Genomic DNA, 19,114 nt, shown 5'->3' with positions numbered 1-19,114 from the left:
AATTGTTTATTGGGTAACGACCTGCACAGTTTCTTGGGTTAATTGTTTCAGCAACACGGTTTTACCAGTTTCTATAGTTTCAATAGATTTTTGATTATAGTGTCTTATAGTATAAAGACTCACATTTTGATGAACTGTTACTTTAAATTTTGCTTTTAAATGCTGAACAAGCTTCTCTAGGTTATCGTAAAGGTTATCTATACATACTGAAAAACTAATAGCAGAATTTTGAATAACATCGACTTTCATTTTATAATGATGTAATAAATTAAATATTTCACTAATGTTTTCCTCTACAATGTATGAGAAATCTAAGGATGATAATGAAATTAAAACCTGATTTTTCTTAACGATAAAACAAGGTGTTTTAGGATCAATAGTTTTACCCTTACTAACACAAGTTCCTTTACCTTTTGGGTTAAGAAAAGACTTTACGTAGAGCGGAATTTCTTTTCCTTGAAGGGGTTGTAATGTTTTGGGATGAATTACTGAAGCTCCATAAAATGCAAGCTCTATAGCTTCTCTGTAGGATATTTGATGTATGAGTTGTGTATGTTCAAAATGTCTAGGATCTGCATTGAGTACTCCATCTACATCTTTCCAAATGGTTACGCTTTGTGCATTTAAGCAATAGGCAAAAATCGCAGCTGTATAATCGCTCCCTTCGCGTCCTAATGTGGTAGAAAAATTGTTAGGATCACTACCAATAAACCCTTGAGTGATATGTAATGTTTTGGTGTTAAAATTATCAGCTATTAATTGTTGCGTTTGTTTCCAATCAACATTAGCTCTTCGATAATACTCATCTGTTTTTATAAAATCTCTAACATCAATCCAAGAGTTCTTTATCGCTACATGATTAAGGTATTCACTTATTACAGTTGTAGATACTAACTCGCCAAAACATATTGTTTGATCGTAAACAAAATTGTAGTCTGGTGATTTATTCCTGTCTAGAAAGTTTTCAAGCTCTAGAAATAAGGTTCTGATTTTTTTAAATACTTGGTGACTTTCGTTTTCAAAAAGATCCAACAATATTTCATTGTGATACTTAAGTATATCTTGGATAGAGCTTTTTAACTCTTTCTTGTTATTAAAATAATTAGCGATAACATGCTCTAAGGCGTTGGTTGTTTTACCCATTGCAGATACAATAACCAAAGTATTATTGTAACCTACCTCATTGAGTACTCTTGCTAAATTTTTTACACCTTCTGCATCCTTTACTGATGCACCACCAAACTTAAATACTTGCATAGTTACTTCTTGCGTAAAGCAGAAATCGTTTAATTAATATTTGTAATATATTGCTTTATACCTTGCTCATTTAATTGCACAACATCCCAATCTCTAAGTACCTTAGCTCCTTTTTTCTCGTAAAACGAAATTGCAGGTTCGTTCCAATCTAACACTTCCCAGCTTATACGTTTTACACCTTTGCTGTGACCAAATTTAACAACTTCATCCAAAAGTAAACCACCTATACCTAATCCTCTTTTAGACTCACTAACAATTAAATCTTCTAGATGCAAGGCCTCACCTTTCCATGTTGAATATCTTGGATATACTAAAGCAATGCCTTCAATTTTTGAGTTAACCTCAGCAACAAAACAGTTAAATTTTGGTTGGCTTCCAAAACCATCTTGTTGTAAATCTTTAACCGTAAGTTCTACTTCATTTGGCTCTTTTTCGTAATCTGCTAGTTCTTGTATAAGATCAAGAACTCGAGGTATGTCTTCTATGGTCGCTTTGCGAATAATTGTACTCATTAATTGAACCTCAAAGATAGTTATAAGATGCATACAGATAACATTTTATTATCAATACGAAATCGTTGTAGTTTGATAAAAAATACGATATTTGCGGCACGTATATTTAAAATTTATGTCTCAGAAAAATCAAACGCTTGGTGAATTTATCATTGAAAACCAATCATCTTTTAAATACACTTCTGGAGAATTATCTCGATTAATAAACTCTATTAGGCTTGCTGCAAAAGTAGTTAACCACGAAGTTAATAAAGCAGGGTTAGTAGATATTATTGGTGCTGCAGGTGATACTAATATACAAGGTGAAGATCAGCAAAAGTTGGATGTTTATGCTAATGATAAATTTATACAAACGATGACCAAAAGAAATATCGTTTGTGGTATTGCTAGTGAAGAGGAAGATGATTTTATAGCTATTAATAGTCAAGATGAAAACAATCAAAACAAATATGTGGTTTTAATTGACCCTTTAGATGGTTCTTCTAACATTGATGTTAATGTTTCTGTTGGTACTATTTTCTCGGTTTTTAGACGTGTTACACCTGTTGGTACACCTGTAACTATAGAAGATTTTCTTCAAAAAGGCAATAAACAAGTAGCTGCTGGTTATGTGGTTTATGGTACGTCAACAATGTTGGTTTATACAACTGGTGATGGTGTTAACGGATTTACTTTAAACCCAGCAATTGGTACATTTTACTTATCACATCCAAACATGCAATTCCCGGAAGACGGTCGAATTTATTCTGTAAATGAAGGTAATTATATTCACTTTCCGCAAGGAATTAAAAACTATATTAAATATTGTCAAGAGGAAGAAGGTGATAGACCTTACACAAGCCGTTATATTGGTTCTTTGGTATCGGATTTTCATAGAAATATGATAAAAGGTGGTATCTATATGTACCCAAAAAGTTCTAAAGCAAACAATGGTAAACTTCGTTTATTATATGAATGTAACCCTATGGCTTTTTTGGCGGAACAAGCTAATGGAAAAGCAAGTGATGGATTTGTAAGAATTATGGATGTAGAACCTACAGAGCTTCATCAACGAGTACCATTTATTTGCGGTAGTAAAAATATGGTGGAAAAAGCCGAAGAATTTATGCAAAAAGCTGAATGAAATAAATAAAAAAACGATTGGCACTTAGATAACCTCAGTGACCAATCGTTTTTTTATATTATAAAGAATCAATTATTGATTCATTCTTTTCATTTTATCTGTAAACTCATCCAAATCAACTTCATAATGTACCAATGTTAAAGCTTTATCTGCTATATACTTTACATTATCTTGATTAAATCCAAGACCAATACATAACTTTTCTAATAAACCTACTTGGTTAGTTCCTTCTATATGATCTGCCCAAACCATACGTGCTAAATCATATAAACGTTCTAAACGTTTATCGTAAGAATGTGGTGCATTGATTGGATGGCTGTTATAATCTTTTAATATTTCTTTGTAATCTGTTTCTGTAATATCTAAGCGTGTAGCTAAACGATCTAAGAATTCTTTTTCAGCATCATTAATAACTCCATCACTCATCGCTACTCTAACAATAGCCGCAAAATGATCCTCATTTCGCTTTTTAAATCCGCTTTCGAATAAATCTGAAATTGACATATTTTGTTTTTAATTTTAACTGCTACAAAGATAATTTTTATAAAGGGTTTTTTCAATTTTCTAGGATACAAAATTTTATATTTGCACTCTCAATATAAAATACGTGAGCAAAACACTTTTATCGCAAACGTATGCTCAGGCTTTGCAAATGCAAAATCTGCAGAATGCTATTGGCAATTCTGAACCCTTCGACAACGCTCAGGGCAAGAATAAACTCCATTTAAAAGGTCTTGTTGGCTCGGCATTATCCATTGTACTTTCTCAAAGTTTTAAAACAGCAGAAAAACCTTTTCTAATAATTCTAAACGATAAAGAAGAAGCCGCTTTTTATCTCAACGATTTAGAACAACTATTAGATGCTAAAAATGTATTATTTTATCCTGGTAGCTATAGAAGGCCATACCAAATTGAAGAAACAGATAATGCAAATGTTTTATTACGAGCAGAAGTTTTAAACCGAATTAATTCTAGAAAAAAACCTGCAATAATTGTAACCTATCCTGATGCACTTTTTGAAAAAGTAGTAACACGAAAAGAACTTGAGCGTAATACACTTAAAATTTCTTTAAACGACAATCTCTCTATCGATTTTGTTAACGAGGTATTGTTTGATTATAATTTTAAGCGTGTAGATTTTGTAACAGAACCTGGAGAATTTTCGGTTCGAGGAGGTATTGTAGATGTGTTTTCGTTTTCTCATGATGAGCCTTATCGTATTGAATTTTTTGGAGATGAAATTGATAGTATTAGAACGTTCGATGTAGAAACTCAACTGTCTACAGAAAAGATTAAAAAAATCAACATTATTCCTAATGTTGCTAATAAATTTTTAGAAGAAAGTAGACAAAGTTTTTTTAAATATATAGCACAAAAAACTATCCTATTTACTAAAAATACAGAGCTATTATTTTCTAGAGTTGATACATTATTTGAAAAAGCTTCAAAAACATTTTTAACTCTATCTGAAGATATAAAACATGCTTCACCAGAGGAACTGTTTTGTAATTCAGAATTATTAAAAAGGCAATTGTTAGATTTTAATGTTGTGGAGTTTGGCACGTCTCAATTACTGAGCGCTGAGGCTCTCGAAGCGCCAAAAAAGCATCTGTCGACCAATGACATTTCGAGAGCCTCAGAGTCTAGGATAACCTTCAACACGAAACCTCAACCAGCTTTTAATAAGCAATTTAATTTATTAAGAGAAACCTTAAATTCTTATCACAAAAAAGGCTACCAAAATTATATTGCTTGTGTCAGTGAGCAACAAGCTAAACGCTTCCATGATATTTTCGCTTCGAGTGACATCAGCGACCAAAAAGTGCATTATAAAACCATAGTGCTTTCACTTTATAAAGGCTTTATTGATGATGACAATAAAATTGTTTGTTTTACAGATCATCAAATCTTTGAGCGTTACCATAAATTTCATTTAAAAAATGGTTATGCAAAAAAGCAAGCTATCACCTTAAAGGAATTAACCCATTTAGAAATTGGAGATTATGTAACTCACATAGATCATGGTATAGGCAAATTTGGTGGACTTCAAAAAATTGATGTCGAAGGTAAAAAGCAAGAAGCTATTAAATTGGTGTATGGAGAACGTGATGTGTTATATCTCAGCATTCATTCCTTACACAAAATCACCAAGTTTAACGGCAAAGATGGAAAGCCTCCTAAAGTCTATAAATTAGGCAGTAAAGCTTGGAAAACACTAAAACAAAAAACCAAATCTAGAGTTAAAGAAATTGCCTTTAACCTCATTAAACTTTATGCAAAACGTCGTTTAAAAAAAGGCTTTCAATATGCGCCAGATAGTTATTTGCAACATGAGTTAGAAGCCTCTTTTATATATGAAGATACACCAGATCAAATCACCTCAACAGCAGATATAAAAGCAGATATGGAGAGTGAGCAACCTATGGATCGTTTGGTGTGTGGCGATGTAGGTTTTGGGAAAACCGAAGTGGCTATTAGAGCAGCCTTTAAGGCTGTAGATAATGGTAAGCAGGTAGCTATATTGGTGCCAACGACCATTTTAGCTTATCAGCATTCAAGAACTTTTAAAGATCGTCTAAAAGATTTCCCAGTAACAGTTGATTACCTTAATAGATTTCGTACAGCAAAACAAAAACGCGAAACTTTAGAAGGCTTAGAAAAGGGTTCTGTAGATATTATTATAGGAACACATCAACTCGTTAATAAGAATGTGAAATTTAAAGACCTTGGCTTGTTAATTGTTGACGAAGAGCAAAAGTTCGGTGTTGCAGTTAAAGAAAAATTAAAGACTATTAAAGAAAATGTAGATGTTTTAACGCTTACAGCTACACCTATACCAAGAACCTTACAGTTTAGCCTTATGGCTGCCAGGGATTTATCTGTTATCACTACACCTCCACCCAATCGATATCCTATAGAAAGTCATGTTATTCGATTTAATGAAGAAACTATAAGAGATGCTGTGAGTTATGAGATTCAACGAGGAGGACAGATCTTTTTTATTCATAATAGAATAGAAAATATAAAAGAAGTTGCTGGCATGATTCAGCGTTTAGTGCCAGATGCAAAAATTGGCATTGGTCATGGTCAATTAGATGGCAAAAAACTAGAGCAATTAATGCTGAGCTTTATTAATGGGGAGTTTGATGTTTTAGTGAGTACCACTATTGTAGAAAGCGGTCTAGATGTGCCTAACGCTAACACCATTTTTATTAATAACGCTAATAATTTTGGTCTTAGTGATCTACACCAAATGCGAGGACGCGTAGGAAGAAGCAATAAAAAGGCCTTCTGTTATTTTATTACACCTGAGTATTCTGCAATGACCAATGATGCCAGAAAACGTATCACTGCCTTAGAGCAGTTTACAGAACTTGGAAGCGGTTTTAATATAGCTATGAAAGATTTAGAAATACGAGGTGCAGGTGATTTACTAGGAGGTGAGCAGAGTGGCTTTATCAATGAAATAGGATTCGATACCTACCAAAAAATTCTTAGCGAAGCCATAGAAGAACTTAAAGAAAATGAGTTTAAAGATTTGTATAAAGATGATGATAAAAACAATAAAACCTTTGTAAAAGATATTACCATAGATTCAGATTTCGAAATTCTTTTCCCAGACGATTACGTTAACAATATTACTGAACGTCTCAATTTATATACGCAGTTAAATGCTTTAAAAACAGAGGAGGCTTTAAAAGAGTTTGAAATAAACTTACTGGATAGATTTGGCGAAATCCCACCACAAGTAGAAGATCTTTTAAATAGCGTACGTTTAAAATGGATAGCGACAAAACTTGGCTTGGAGAAACTTATTTTAAAACAACATAAAATGGTTGGTTATTTTATTAGTGATCAACAGAGTTCATTTTACCAAAGCATTAATTTTAGTAGAGTTATACAATTTGTACAACAGAATCCTGCAATATGTAGAATGAAAGAAAAACAAACACGCCAAGGCTTACGATTATTACTTACTTTTGAAAGGATTAATTCCGTTGAAAGTGCGCTTAAGGCTTTAGAGCAAATTTTGGCGTAATAATTGCCACTAATTAAAAAAACAGATGAAAAACATAGTTTTACTTTTTAGTCTAATCTCTTATCTCGGGTTTTCTCAGCATACCATTAGTGGAACATTTTCTCCAGTAGAGGAGTATACCTATGCTTTTTTATACAAAGCGGAACCAGATGGAGCAGTATATATAGATAAAGGTAAACTAGATGACAATGGAAACTTTTCTATTGCTCTAGATTCTACCTATCCAACTGGGATTTATAAAATTGTATATGCCATCCCACCAGAAGAAAATAATTTTGATTTTATCTATAATGGTAAAGAAAATATTATCTTTAATTTTAGTTTAGAAAAAGGGTTAGAGTTTACCGAATCTCAGGAGAATAAATTATGGACCTCTTATACAAAAAGTATAGAAATGGTGAACCTTACCATTAGTAACTTTTACCAAAAAGAAAGTGCAGATGAAAAAGCTTACATCGACATCTTTAAAACGCTAAAAGATACGCAAAATGCTTACGAAGAATCTACTAATGGTTTATTAGTCTCAGAATTTATCAAAGCAAACAGATCTTACATTCCTGAAGGTCTTGAGGATATCTCAACGTATTCTTCAAACCTTAAAAATTATTACTTAAAGCATATTGATTTTTCAAGTCCGTTATTACAAAGTTCTGATTTTTTATTAGATCGTATTATGGGTTATGTGTTTGGTATTGCTCCAAATGCAGATAATACAACTTATAAACTATTGGTAGACGAATTAGCAGAAGCCATAGGAGATAATTTATCGATCAAAACATCATTATTAAGTTTAGTTTGGCAAAGATTTGTTACCATTAAAAACGAAGAACTTGGTTTGTATATGATCGATACACATTTATTAGAATTGGCAAAAAATGCCAATGACCAGTTACTTGTTGAGAGTTTATCTTCCTTTAAAAGTAGTGCTTTAGGAGTTAAGGCTGCCGATTTTTCATTAACTACTACAGTAAATGGAGAAAAAGTCACCTCAACGCTTCATGAGCTCAAAGATTCCGAACAGTATTTACTTGTTTTTTGGAGTAGTACTTGTGGTCACTGTCTTGAGGAACTTCCGCAATTCATGGCTTTTATGAAAGATAAACCCAATACTAAAATTATTGCCTTTGCTTTAGAAGATGACCCTACAAACTGGCAAAAAGAAATTATAAATTTTCCCGATTTTACACATGTTATCGGTCTACAAAAATGGGATAACCCTATGGCTAACGCCTACAATGTAAAAGCAACGCCAAGTTATTTTATTTTAGATAAAAATAAGATTATCGTTGGCAAGCCAGAGCAATTAGAAGATCTTAAGATGATGCTTAAATAAGTCAAAGTAAAATACAATACTTTGATATCTAAACAACTACACACGCACTAAAGTGCAATGTTAATTTAATGTTTTGTGTTAATGAAACAAGGCTAGGTTTCATAACATTTACCTAACAGTTATATCACTAATCTTTAACGTCTCACTAACCTAAACTTTACACTATTACAGTTTCTTTGCGACATCAAATTATTAAACTGATTATTCTAAAATTTTACTCATGAAAAAATTAATTATTACTGTATTAGTAGCTTCGGCTTTAGTATTTACAGGATGTTTTAAGGACGACGATACTCCAATAGTTATCGAAGAAACTACAATCATCAACAACAACAACTCTGGTGGTGGCGAAGAAGAATGCCCAATAATAGCAGTGACAGGACAAATTGCTGAAAGTACAACTTGGACAGCAGATAATATTTACCAATTAAACCAAAAAGTAGTTGTGCCAGATGGTGTTACTTTAACTATCAATCCTGGTACAATAATTAAAGGATCTGCTGGTACAGGTTCTTTAGCTTCTGCACTTATTGTAGCAAGAGGTGGAACATTAAACGCACAAGGAACTGCAGACCAACCAATTATTTTCACTTCTACTAGTGATAATATCACTTGTGGTCAAGTATCCGGAACTAATTTAGATGAAAATGACAGAGGACTTTGGGGAGGATTAATAGTTTTAGGTAATGCACCTTGTTCTTTCTCAGGAGATATTCCAGAAGCACAGATAGAAGGAATTCCGGCAGACGATATATTTGGTTTGTATGGTGGTACCGATCCTATGGATAGTTCAGGAGCTATGAGCTACCTTTCTATTCGTCATGGTGGTGCTCTAATTGGTGAAGGAAACGAAATCAACGGATTAACTTTAGGTGGTGTAGGAAACGGAACTTTAATAGATAATATAGAAGTTATTGCTAACGTAGATGACGGGATCGAATTCTTTGGTGGTACTGTAGATGCTTCTAATCTTTTAGTTTGGGCTCAAGGAGACGATGCTATCGATATTGATCAGGCTTATTCCGGAACAATTGATAATGCAGTTGTTGTACTTGGTGATATTTCTGACCATGCTTTCGAAATTGATGGCCCAGAAGGTTCAGCACCAGCAGGTAGTGAAGGTTCATTTATTTTAAGAAATGCGACTATTATAGGTAACGCTACCACTTCTAATGGTGAGTATGCAGATTACAGGAGTAGAGCTCGTGGTCTTACAGAAAACGTTTATGCTTTAGGTTTTCCTAGTGGCAAAGATGTTGAGTTAGATAGAAACAACGTATCTCAGAACTTCCTTGACGGTTTATTAACGTTTGGTACTTGGGAAATTGTAGGATTTGACAATTCTATTTTTGTTGAAAAAGTAGGTTGTATTGATTTTTGTGATGATGAGGATGATACAAACGATGTTGACGAAGACCAAATTATTCTTGGCCCAACATTTACAGAAAGAGCTGCAGATTGGGCAAGCCAAGTTACAGAAGGTGCCAACACTGTTGGAGCTATGACTTCAAATTTAGCTTGGACGTATGCAAATACTGCAGGCGGATTAGGTTTTTAAAATCACTATTTAATACTTAAACCCAACGCTTACAAGGTAGGCGTTGGGTTACATAAAACTTTATATGAAAAATATACAGAAAGTTCTATCTTTTGTTTTCTTTCTCATTGTAAGCTTATCGTTTTCTCAAGGTAAGGTTGCAGGTACAGTTATAGATGGTGAGTTCAGTGAACCAATGGCATTTGCTAATATTTTAGTAAAGGACACCACTACTGGTACATCATCTGACTTTGATGGGAAATATGAACTAGAGCTAGAAGAAGGTACATATACACTAGTATTCTCTTTTATAGGTTATAGCACTCAAGAAATTACAGGTGTTGTGATAAAATCTGGAGAAGTCACTACAATAGACGTAATACTTGAGACCAACTCACTAGATACAGTAGTTATTACTACAACAACTAAAAGAAATACCGAGAATGCTGTTTTAAATATTCAGAAAAAATCTGCTGTGGTTTTAGATGGTTTATCAGCACAAGCCATAAAAAGTACTGGAGCTGGTGACCTCGCCAATGCTGTAAAAAGTATTCCTGGTGTTGCCATACAAGGTAATAAATATGTCTATGTTCGTGGTTTAGGAGATCGCTATACAAAATCCATACTTAATGGTATAGATATTCCAGGTCTAGATCCTGACAGAAATACCATACAAATGGATCTATTTCCTACCAGTATCTTGGATAATGTCATTGTAGTTAAGTCGGCTTCAGCAGAATATCCAGCAGATTTTACTGGTGGTATCGTGGATATTGTAACTAAGGATTTTCCTTCTAAAGCAGAATATTCTATCTCATTAGGTACTGGTTACAACCCAGATATGCACTTTAATGATAATTATCTTACTTCAGAAGGAAGTGATACAGATTTACTTGGATTTGATGATGGCACACGTAACTTGCCAATTAACAGATACCAACCAATTCCCGGAACATTTGAGAATAAATTATTACTTAATTCTTTAACAAGTCGATTCTTAAACGAATTACGTGCTAAACAAGAAATGAGTGGTATGAATTTTGGTTTAGGTTTTACTCTTGGAAACCAATACGATATTGGTGATGATAAAATTGGTTACCAAGCTTCTTTGTCTTATAAGAATGAAACTACATTTTATGAAAATAGAGAAGATGGTCTTTTCGTAAAAAATAATTCGGATTTTTCTGAAAATGACCTTAATTTTACTCTAGCTTCAAGAGGTTCAGAGGGTATTAATAATATCATTTTAAATGGTATGTTAGGTTTAACTTACAAGACAGATAAGTCTAAGTTTAAAGCTAATTTACTTCACATTCAAAATGGTGAATCTACTGCTGGTTTTTTCAATCAAGTAATTTCACAAGATGGCGTAGGTGGTGGATTAGAGCCATTAACCAAAGACGCAATTACTTATACTGAACGATCTATTACAAATTTATTACTTACAGGAAAGCATAGGTTAAGTAACGAAGCTAATGCATTTAACTTAGAATGGAAATTATCGCCAACATTTGCCAAGGTGATGGATAAAGCTCATAGAATTACACCTTTGCAACGTGCAGATAATGGTGAGTTTTTTGTGAGTCCTTCTGCTGCTACCTTCCCAATTCAGTTATGGAGAAATCTAATAGAAGAAAGTTGGGCTGGTAAAGTAGATATTGATAAAACAGTTGAAATTTTTGGCAGACCAGCTAAAATTAAATTTGGTGGCGCTTACACTTATAAATTTAGGGATTTTAGTACAGATGATTACACGTTTAATATTAGAAATGATGACTCATTCATAGCTGATGGTAATGTTAATAATTTATTAGCTCCTCAGAATTTATGGACACCTACTTCAGATGCAGGAACGCATTTAATTAATATCGATACATTTAACCCTATCGATGCTTATGAAGGTGAGCAGCATATTGGTGCAACATATTTTTCTGCAGAATTTAATGTAACCGAAAAATTTAAGTCAGTATTAGGATTGAGAACAGAGTTTTTTAACTCATTCTATACTGGCACCAATGGTACCGTAGATTTTGATAGAGACTTAATCTTAGATGAATTTGATTTTTTCCCTTCTGCTAACTTAATATATGCATTAACAGAAGATTCAAATTTAAGATCATCTTTTTCTAGAACAACAGCAAGACCATCATTTAAAGAAGCTTCAGTGTCTAGAATTTTCAACCCAATTCTTAATACTTTATTTATTGGTAATATAGATTTGGTACCAACATACGTAAATAACTTTGATTTAAGATACGAAAGGTTTGGTGAAAATGGACAAATGATAGCAATTAGTGGATTTTACAAAGATTTTACAGACCCAATTGAGCAATCCTTCTTTCAGCAAGCGCCTTCACAATTAACAGTAGCAAACTTAGGTGATGCTATTGTATATGGCGCAGAGTTTGAGTTTAGACAGCGTTTAGGCTTTATTCTTGAAAGTTTAGATAATCTTAAACTTGTTACTAATGTATCTGTAACCAAATCAGAATTAACAATGTCTGATGATGAATTCTCTAGTCGTTCATTAGCTGCTAGAGATGGTGAAACTATTGAACGTGAAAGAGATTTACAAGGTCAAGCACCTTACGTTATCAATGTTGGTTTAGATTACAACAATCCAGATATAGGATTACAAACTGGATTATTTTTTAATGTGCAAGGTGAAACTCTTGAAGTTGTAGGTATTGGATTAGTTCCAGATGTTTACACACAACCTTTTAATAGTTTAAACTTTACACTTAATAAATCTTTTGGAGAAAAGAGAAACTCATCAATAGATTTAAAAGTTTCCAACATACTTGGAGCAACGCGTCTAAGTGAATATGTATCTTTTGGTACAAACAACCAAACGTTCTCACTTAGAGAACCTGGAACAGAAATATCACTTGGTTATTCTTTTAAGTTTTAGAATAAATACACAGTTAGTTAGTTTAAAAAAAGGCTTCCGAAATGGAAGCCTTTTTTATTCGGAATATAGATTTCTTAATTAACTGCTACTTTGGTTTTATTACTCCAATTGTTGACATTTACTATTTTAGAATTAATATAATCAACTTCTTTTAGAGTATCCTCGATCCAGAAAAACCATTTACCAACTTTTTTACCATTGTTGTAGTTACCAACTGCTAGTTTATTACCAGTAATGTCGTAACTGGTCCAAACACCTTCAGGTTTCCCTTCAGCATTAAAAGTGCCTTCTTGAGAAAGAACACCATTATCATAATGGTATTTTACCTTAGTAAAATCACCTTCTTTTTCTATTGTAACATTGTCTTTTTTAGTAGATTCTGTATTTTGACTGTAGGCTAAAACAGAACAAAACACTAATACTATACATAATATCTTTTTCATAATCTCTTTGGGTTTGTTAATAATTACATAACAAACATAACTATTATTTTACAATTTTCAAACATTTACATAACATTAAATTAACATTAAATATTTATTTAATTGATTTACAAGTGTTTAAATATTACGTATGAATAACATTTTAGCATATCTTAAATTTGTAATTCAAGAATCTTAGCTTGCACTTAATAATGAACTTAAAACTATTTTTTATAACACTGGTATTACTATGTGCGTTTCAAAATTCATTTGGTCAATCCAAAAACGAAAAAGAGGAACGCATTAAAATTTCTGAGTTTCCTAAAAAAGCTATACAAACCATTAAAACTCTTCCTGATACATGTAAACGTCTAAAATTTTATAAAGAGACAGATAATGAAAAGCTCAGTTATGAAATAAAATTTAAATACAATAACATACACTACAGCTTAGAATTTTCAGAAGATGGTATTATTGAGGATATAGAGTTAACTACCAAATTTAAGCGAATTAATAAGACTTCTCAAAATAAAATTAAGTCGTATTTAACATCATCTTTTAGCAAACACAAGATTATTAAAATTCAAAAGCAATACCTCTACACGACAAAAAATAATGCTCCAGAGTTTTTGCTTAATGTGCTATCTCAAAACATTACAATTGCACCAAATTTTGAGATCATAATCGATGTAAAATCTAATAGAAAAAGATCATTAGTAGAAGCCACCTTTAACAACTCTGGTGAATTGATAAGCTACAGAACCTTAAAACCTTCATCTTACGAGCATGTTTTGTACTAAATCATTTTTAGTCTTTCTTATAACTTTTGCTTGTCTAAACCTTTATGCTCAAGAAAATTTTGAAAGCTTAGGTGAGACAGCGTTATCTCTTAATCATTCTGTTAATACTAACTATAAAATCAACTTTGCTGTAAGGTCTAGGTATTATTTATATCAGGATGATAATTTTAATTTTGAAAATAGGCAGCTAGATGTTGTTCATTTTTCAACCTTAAATCTAGATTACAATAACAGCTTTAGTCTAGGAATTCAATACCGATTTAGAGAAACTATTGATGGAGGAAGTAATGAACTTCGTCTTACACAACAATATAACTATACTAAAAATAATAATGCTTTAAGGTTTGGACATCGTTTGCGATTTGAACAGCGATTTTTAGATAACATAATCATTATTCGTACTCGTTATCGGTTTGCCCTAGATTTTCCTTTAAATGGACAAAAAATAGACATTGGTGAAACTTACATAGTTAGTTCTGCGGAATTTCTAGTGAGTAAGAGTGCTAAAATAAAACCTCAACTAGATCAAAGAACCACAGTACAATTGGGCTGGTTTTTCTCTGAAAAGTTAAAGTTTCAATTTGGCTTTGAATATCGTTTTGAAGAATTTAATCGTAATACAGAAGAAAAGTTATTTGTACTAAGTTCTTTAATACTTAAAGTATAATCCTAACAAATAAAATTTAAATTAGAGCAAAAAAGCCTTTAAAAATAACGTTTAGATAACGTATCATTAAAAATAAAAAAAGTATTTTGCGCTCAATTTTAGCTAACCAATTACATGGAAAATCTTTATATCTATATGCTAGCTGCATTAGCCTTTTTAGCTGTTGCAGATTTAGTGGTTGGTGTAAGTAACGATGCTGTAAATTTTTTAAACTCTGCTATAGGATCTAAAGCCGTATCATTTAAAACCATAATGATCGTTGCTAGTATTGGTGTGGCTGTTGGTGCAATGACATCTAGTGGTATGATGGAAGTTGCACGTAAAGGTATTTTTAATCCTGGAGAGTTTATGTTTGATGAAATTATGGTCATTTTTATGGCTGTAATGCTCACCGATATTTTACTCTTAGATTTCTTCAACACCTTAGGCCTACCTACCTCAACTACGGTTTCCATTGTTTTTGAATTATTAGGCGCTTCTGTTGCTTTAGCTTTAATTAAAATATACAGTGATAGCAATCAGTCTATTACAGACCTAACACATTATATTAACGACTCAAAAGCACTAGAAATAATTTTAGGAATCCTATTGTCTGTTGTCGTAGCATTTACTGTTGGTGCCATTATTCAATATGTATCTCGATTGTTGTTATCCTTTAAGTTTGAGGAAAAACCTATTGAGTATAGTGCTTTATTTAGTGGATTTGCCATTACCTCAATCATGTATTTTATCATTGTAAAAGGTTTAAAAAATGCGGCTTTTATGCCACCCTCAATTAAAGAATTTTTAAGTGCTAATCCTCTTACTTTTATTGGTTTAAGTTTTCTAATCTTTACTATAATATCCTATTTAGCTATAAAGTTTTTTAATGCAAAAATTTATACCCTTATCATTATTGTAGGAACCTTTGCTTTAGCAGTTGCTTTTGCTGGTAATGATTTGGTTAACTTTATTGGTGTGCCAATAGCTGCCTACAATTCTTACGAAGTTTGGTCTACAAGTGGTATAGAAGCTTCTAATTATGCTATGACTGCTCTTGGAGAGCCTGTACAAACTGAATCTTACTTACTTTTAATAGCTGGTTTAATTATGGTGTTAACGCTTTGGTTTTCTAGTAAAGCTAAGGCGGTTGTAAAAACTTCAGTTGATTTATCTAGACAAGACGAAGTTAAAGAACGTTTTGAACCAAATTTTCTATCTAGAAATATTGTAAGACTAACTATTGGCCTTAACGAAAATATAAATAATTTACTGCCAGAATCTTTTAAAAACTGGTCTAATAATCAGTTTGTAAAACCAAATGTAATAGCTAAAGCTCAAGATAAACCAGCGTTTGATTTGGTTAGAGCTGCTGTAAATTTAATGGTTGCTAGTGTACTTATTTCTATTGCAACCTCTATGAAATTACCACTATCTACAACGTATGTAACCTTTATGGTTGCCATGGGAACATCCTTAGCAGATAGAGCTTGGGGAAGTGAAAGCGCAGTCTATAGAGTTGCTGGTGTTCTTAATGTTATAGGAGGTTGGTTCTTTACAGCGTTTAGTGCCTTTGTTGCAGCATCCATAATGGCATGCATCCTTTATTATGGTAAAGGTTATGCACTTACAGGTCTTCTGGTATTTGCGATAGTTTTATTATCTAGAAATTATATGTCTCACCGAAAAAACTCAAAAGTTTTAAGAGAAGAAGACAAGTTAGAAAAGGCTGAAAGTAGTTCCACTCAAGGTGTTATACACGAAAGTGCATCTAACATTGCCAACGTTGTAAAACGTGGTAATAGAATTTACACATCAGCTATTAATGGTTTAGCTGTTCAAGATTTAAAATTATTAAAAAAGAACAGTAAGCAGATTGAAAAACTCTCAAATGAAATAGATGAATTAAGAGATAACATCTTCTATTTTATTAGAAATTTAGAGGAGCCTAGCATATCTGCTAGTAACTTTTATATCAACATCCTTGGGTATTTACAAGACATGACCCAATCCTTAGAATACATCTCTAAAACTAGTCATAAACACGTTAATAACAATCATAAAAAATTAAAGTTTAGCCAAATAAAGGAATTGAAAGATTTAGATGAGCATTTAGAATTGCTATTTCTTTCAACTCAAGCAGCTTTTGAGTCTCGCTCTTTTGAAAAAATCGGTGTTGTACTCAACGACAAGGCTAAAGTATTTAATTTAGTACAAGAGAAGATACAAAAGCAAGTAGAACGTACAAGAACTGAAGAATCTAGCCCTAAAAACACAACCTTATATTTTGGTTTGTTATTAGAAACAAAAGATCTGTTAACAGCTACCATGAATCTTCTAGAAGAATATCATTCTGCTCACGATAGTTCTATAGAACCAGCAACCATTACAACACCAGAAGAAGAATAAACAAAGTAAAGCCACCTACTCTAAAAAGTGTATTAGGTTCTGGTAATCGTAGTAATCCCATAAAATAATGATGAGGTTATGTATAAAATGAATAATTATACCTAACCATAATGTTTTGTATTTAGATCTCAGATAACCCAACAAAAGTCCAAAAGGGAATATCCACAAAAAAGAAATTAAAGAAAAATGTACCAGAGCAAATAAAAAAGCTGTGCCAACAATAGTCATTCGTTCGGAAACAATTTTTTGAAGCTGGTTAAACAAAAACCCTCTAAAAGCGAGCTCCTCAAAAATAGGTGGTAAAATGGCCACAAAGAAAATAGCCCAAGGTAAAGGGTTGTCTAAATATAAATAACTTTCAAAATAACTATAATCACTATCGCCAAATAAAATAGTATTCATGGCATTAACGAAATAATACACTACAATACTAGAGAGAATTGGTATAATAAAAGTCCAAGCCCAAATATTACCAGATAGTTTTGGCACTTTGTAGGTCTTTAATATAGCCTTCCAGTCAAATAATGAAAATCCTATAACTAAACTCGCAAAGGCTAACTCTATTACTAACTCTTTTACTAAGCTAGACTCCAACCGCTCGTTAATTAAATAAACAGCTAATGCAAAAAGCAGAAACGTAATAAAAAAAACAATAACTAGGTTTAAAGCTATATTTCTTTTTTCAACCTTTGTCGATTGAATTGACGCGCCACAAAATCCACAGAAATTAACAGCTTTTACAAACTGTTTGTGGCATTGTTTACATTCAATATTAGTATGCATAGCTTATTTTTTTTATAGAAGATGCTGAGTAAATACCTTTAGCTAAAAATGCAATTATAATCACCTTAAAAATAATACCTCTAACAATGGTACCTGGATCTGAAACTGCCGAAACGATGATAATAGTAAGGTATAAAAACAAACCTAGTAATAACGAGATTAAGGGTTTTTGAGTAGACCAATATGCTAATACTAAATAAATAATACTTTGTATTGTGCTTATGGTAAAAAGCGCACTACCTAATTCGCCTGAAAAAGAAAAAAGTCCAAACAAAAATGTAATAGCAGACATAACATAAAGCGTATTTCTGGCATTTTTTATTTTCCTTTTAGCCTCTTCATTAGTCCTGTCTTTATCTCTAATTCTCTTCTCATAAAGCGCTAAATCTTTTACAGTACCATTATGAGGAAAACCACAGTATGTACAATACACGTATTCTTCTGAAACTATTTCAGAACAATGATTACAAGATGAAGGGAATAGTTGAAGTTCTATGATCTCGTTCATATAATATTTAGAATGAAGGCTAGGTAAATATAAAATTTTAGAACTAAGTATTTGGATGTATTTTTGCAAAAACACAACGTATCATGAAAATCATTCTATTATTTTGTATCTGTTCAATCTCATTTGCACAAGAAATAACAGGAAAGGAGTTATTAGAGAAAGCAATCCAATATCACGATCCAGACAATAATTGGTCTCGTTTTAATGGAACATTATTAGTAACCATGGAGACTCCAAACTCATCTCATAGATATAGTAGAATACAGATAAATCTTCCTGAGGCTTATTTTAATGTCAAAGCCTCAAAAGATAGCAAAACAACAGAGTATACTTTAGATAAACAAAAATGCTCTATAGCGCTAAACGGAAAATCTAATCTTACAGACGCTGAGCTAAAAACAAATAATTTAAGTTGTGAAAGAGCTAATCTTTACAAAAATTATTACACCTATCTCTATGGTTTACCTATGAAATTAAAGGATCCAGGAACACTAATCAATCCAAAAGTAGAGAAGAAAACATTTAAAGGACAGGACTATTTAGTTCTAAATGTATCTTATGAAGATAATATTGGTACTGATATTTGGTACTTTTATTTCAACCCAGAAACCTACGCTTTGGAAGTCTATCAGTTTTATAAAACTGATGACGATGGAAGCTTAAAAAAAGACAGTGGAGAATATATTTTACTGAGTGATGTAGAGATAATTAACAATATTAAAATACCTAAAATTCGCAAATGGTACTATAATAAAGATAATGGCTATTTAGGGACTGATATCTTAAAACAATAAGTTTGTTAAAATCAGTTAAGCCCTTTAATAAGCACTGATA

At 32.2% G+C, this 19,114-nt stretch carries 15 protein-coding genes; 9 read left to right on the top strand and 6 right to left on the bottom strand.

Translation table 11 applies throughout. The features are described from left to right. Nucleotides 1-6: 6 nt before the first annotated feature. Nucleotides 7-1,257 carry an aspartate kinase gene (locus RM697_RS05785; protein ID WP_311426915.1) on the bottom strand — a complete coding sequence of 417 codons (1,251 nt, stop codon included), beginning with the start codon at nt 1,255-1,257 and terminating at the stop codon, nt 7-9. 29 nt (nt 1,258-1,286) lie between these two features. Next, complete coding sequence (locus RM697_RS05780; protein WP_311426914.1) at nt 1,287-1,769, bottom strand: GNAT family N-acetyltransferase; 483 nt, start codon at nt 1,767-1,769, stop codon at nt 1,287-1,289. Between the two features lie 115 nt (nt 1,770-1,884). On the opposite strand from RM697_RS05780, the gene fbp reads away from it, so the two are divergent. Next, a complete protein-coding gene (gene fbp, locus RM697_RS05775; RefSeq protein WP_311426913.1) occupies nt 1,885-2,892 on the top strand; it encodes a class 1 fructose-bisphosphatase in 1,008 nt (335 codons plus the stop codon). A 72-nt stretch (nt 2,893-2,964) separates the two neighbouring features. Here fbp and RM697_RS05770 read toward each other — a convergent pair whose 3' ends face one another. Further along, a complete protein-coding gene (locus RM697_RS05770; protein WP_311426912.1) occupies nt 2,965-3,396 on the bottom strand; it encodes a TerB family tellurite resistance protein in 432 nt (143 codons plus the stop codon). 103 nt (nt 3,397-3,499) lie between these two features. On the opposite strand from RM697_RS05770, the gene mfd reads away from it, so the two are divergent. From mfd to RM697_RS05750, 4 genes are all read left to right on the top strand, one after another. Next, nucleotides 3,500-6,931, top strand: a complete 3,432-nt coding sequence (mfd, locus tag RM697_RS05765) for a transcription-repair coupling factor (protein WP_311426911.1) — start codon at nt 3,500-3,502, stop codon at nt 6,929-6,931. 25 nt (nt 6,932-6,956) lie between these two features. Then, nucleotides 6,957-8,264, top strand: a complete 1,308-nt coding sequence (locus RM697_RS05760) for a TlpA family protein disulfide reductase (RefSeq protein ID WP_311426910.1) — start codon at nt 6,957-6,959, stop codon at nt 8,262-8,264. A gap of 220 nt (nt 8,265-8,484) precedes the next feature. Continuing rightward, on the top strand, nt 8,485-9,822 hold the full coding sequence (locus RM697_RS05755; protein ID WP_311426909.1) for a hypothetical protein: 1,338 nt from the start codon (nt 8,485-8,487) through the stop codon (nt 9,820-9,822). 64 nt (nt 9,823-9,886) lie between these two features. Next, on the top strand, nt 9,887-12,712 hold the full coding sequence (locus RM697_RS05750; RefSeq protein ID WP_311426908.1) for a TonB-dependent receptor: 2,826 nt from the start codon (nt 9,887-9,889) through the stop codon (nt 12,710-12,712). Between the two features lie 74 nt (nt 12,713-12,786). Here RM697_RS05750 and RM697_RS05745 read toward each other — a convergent pair whose 3' ends face one another. Further along, complete coding sequence (locus RM697_RS05745; protein WP_311426907.1) at nt 12,787-13,155, bottom strand: toxin-antitoxin system YwqK family antitoxin; 369 nt, start codon at nt 13,153-13,155, stop codon at nt 12,787-12,789. A gap of 191 nt (nt 13,156-13,346) precedes the next feature. Between RM697_RS05745 and RM697_RS05740 the strand changes: the two genes are divergently transcribed. The 3 genes from RM697_RS05740 (at nt 13,347) to RM697_RS05730 (ending at nt 16,989) form a co-directional block, all read left to right on the top strand. Then, on the top strand, nt 13,347-13,934 hold the full coding sequence (locus tag RM697_RS05740; protein WP_311426906.1) for a hypothetical protein: 588 nt from the start codon (nt 13,347-13,349) through the stop codon (nt 13,932-13,934). Further along, a complete protein-coding gene (locus RM697_RS05735; RefSeq protein ID WP_311426905.1) occupies nt 13,921-14,601 on the top strand; it encodes a DUF2490 domain-containing protein in 681 nt (226 codons plus the stop codon). The genes RM697_RS05740 and RM697_RS05735 overlap by 14 nt, the downstream gene beginning before the upstream one ends. 114 nt (nt 14,602-14,715) lie before the next feature. After that, the gene (locus RM697_RS05730) at nt 14,716-16,989 is read left to right on the top strand and encodes an inorganic phosphate transporter (RefSeq protein ID WP_311426904.1); all 2,274 of its coding nucleotides are present in this window, start codon (nt 14,716-14,718) and stop codon (nt 16,987-16,989) included. 15 nt (nt 16,990-17,004) lie between these two features. On the opposite strand, the gene RM697_RS05725 is transcribed toward RM697_RS05730, so the two are convergent. Both RM697_RS05725 and RM697_RS05720 read right to left on the bottom strand, forming a co-directional pair. After that, entirely contained in the window at nt 17,005-17,772 is a 768-nt protein-coding gene (locus RM697_RS05725) for a CPBP family intramembrane glutamic endopeptidase (protein WP_311426903.1), read from the bottom strand. Further along, nucleotides 17,762-18,280 (bottom strand): hypothetical protein, encoded by a 519-nt coding sequence (locus RM697_RS05720; RefSeq protein WP_311426902.1) that lies wholly within the window; start codon nt 18,278-18,280, stop codon nt 17,762-17,764. Before RM697_RS05720 ends, RM697_RS05725 begins: the two co-directional genes overlap by 11 nt. A gap of 83 nt (nt 18,281-18,363) precedes the next feature. Here RM697_RS05720 and RM697_RS05715 point away from each other — a divergent pair, with 83 nt between their 5' ends. Then, a complete protein-coding gene (locus RM697_RS05715) occupies nt 18,364-19,074 on the top strand; it encodes a DUF6503 family protein (protein WP_311426901.1) in 711 nt (236 codons plus the stop codon). The last annotated feature ends 40 nt before the right edge of the window (nt 19,075-19,114 follow it).

Origin of the sequence: Microcosmobacter mediterraneus (genome assembly GCF_031846265.1) — a bacterium.
GTDB lineage: Bacteria > Bacteroidota > Bacteroidia > Flavobacteriales > Flavobacteriaceae > Microcosmobacter > Microcosmobacter mediterraneus.
This window is presented reverse-complemented; position numbering and strand designations above follow the sequence as displayed.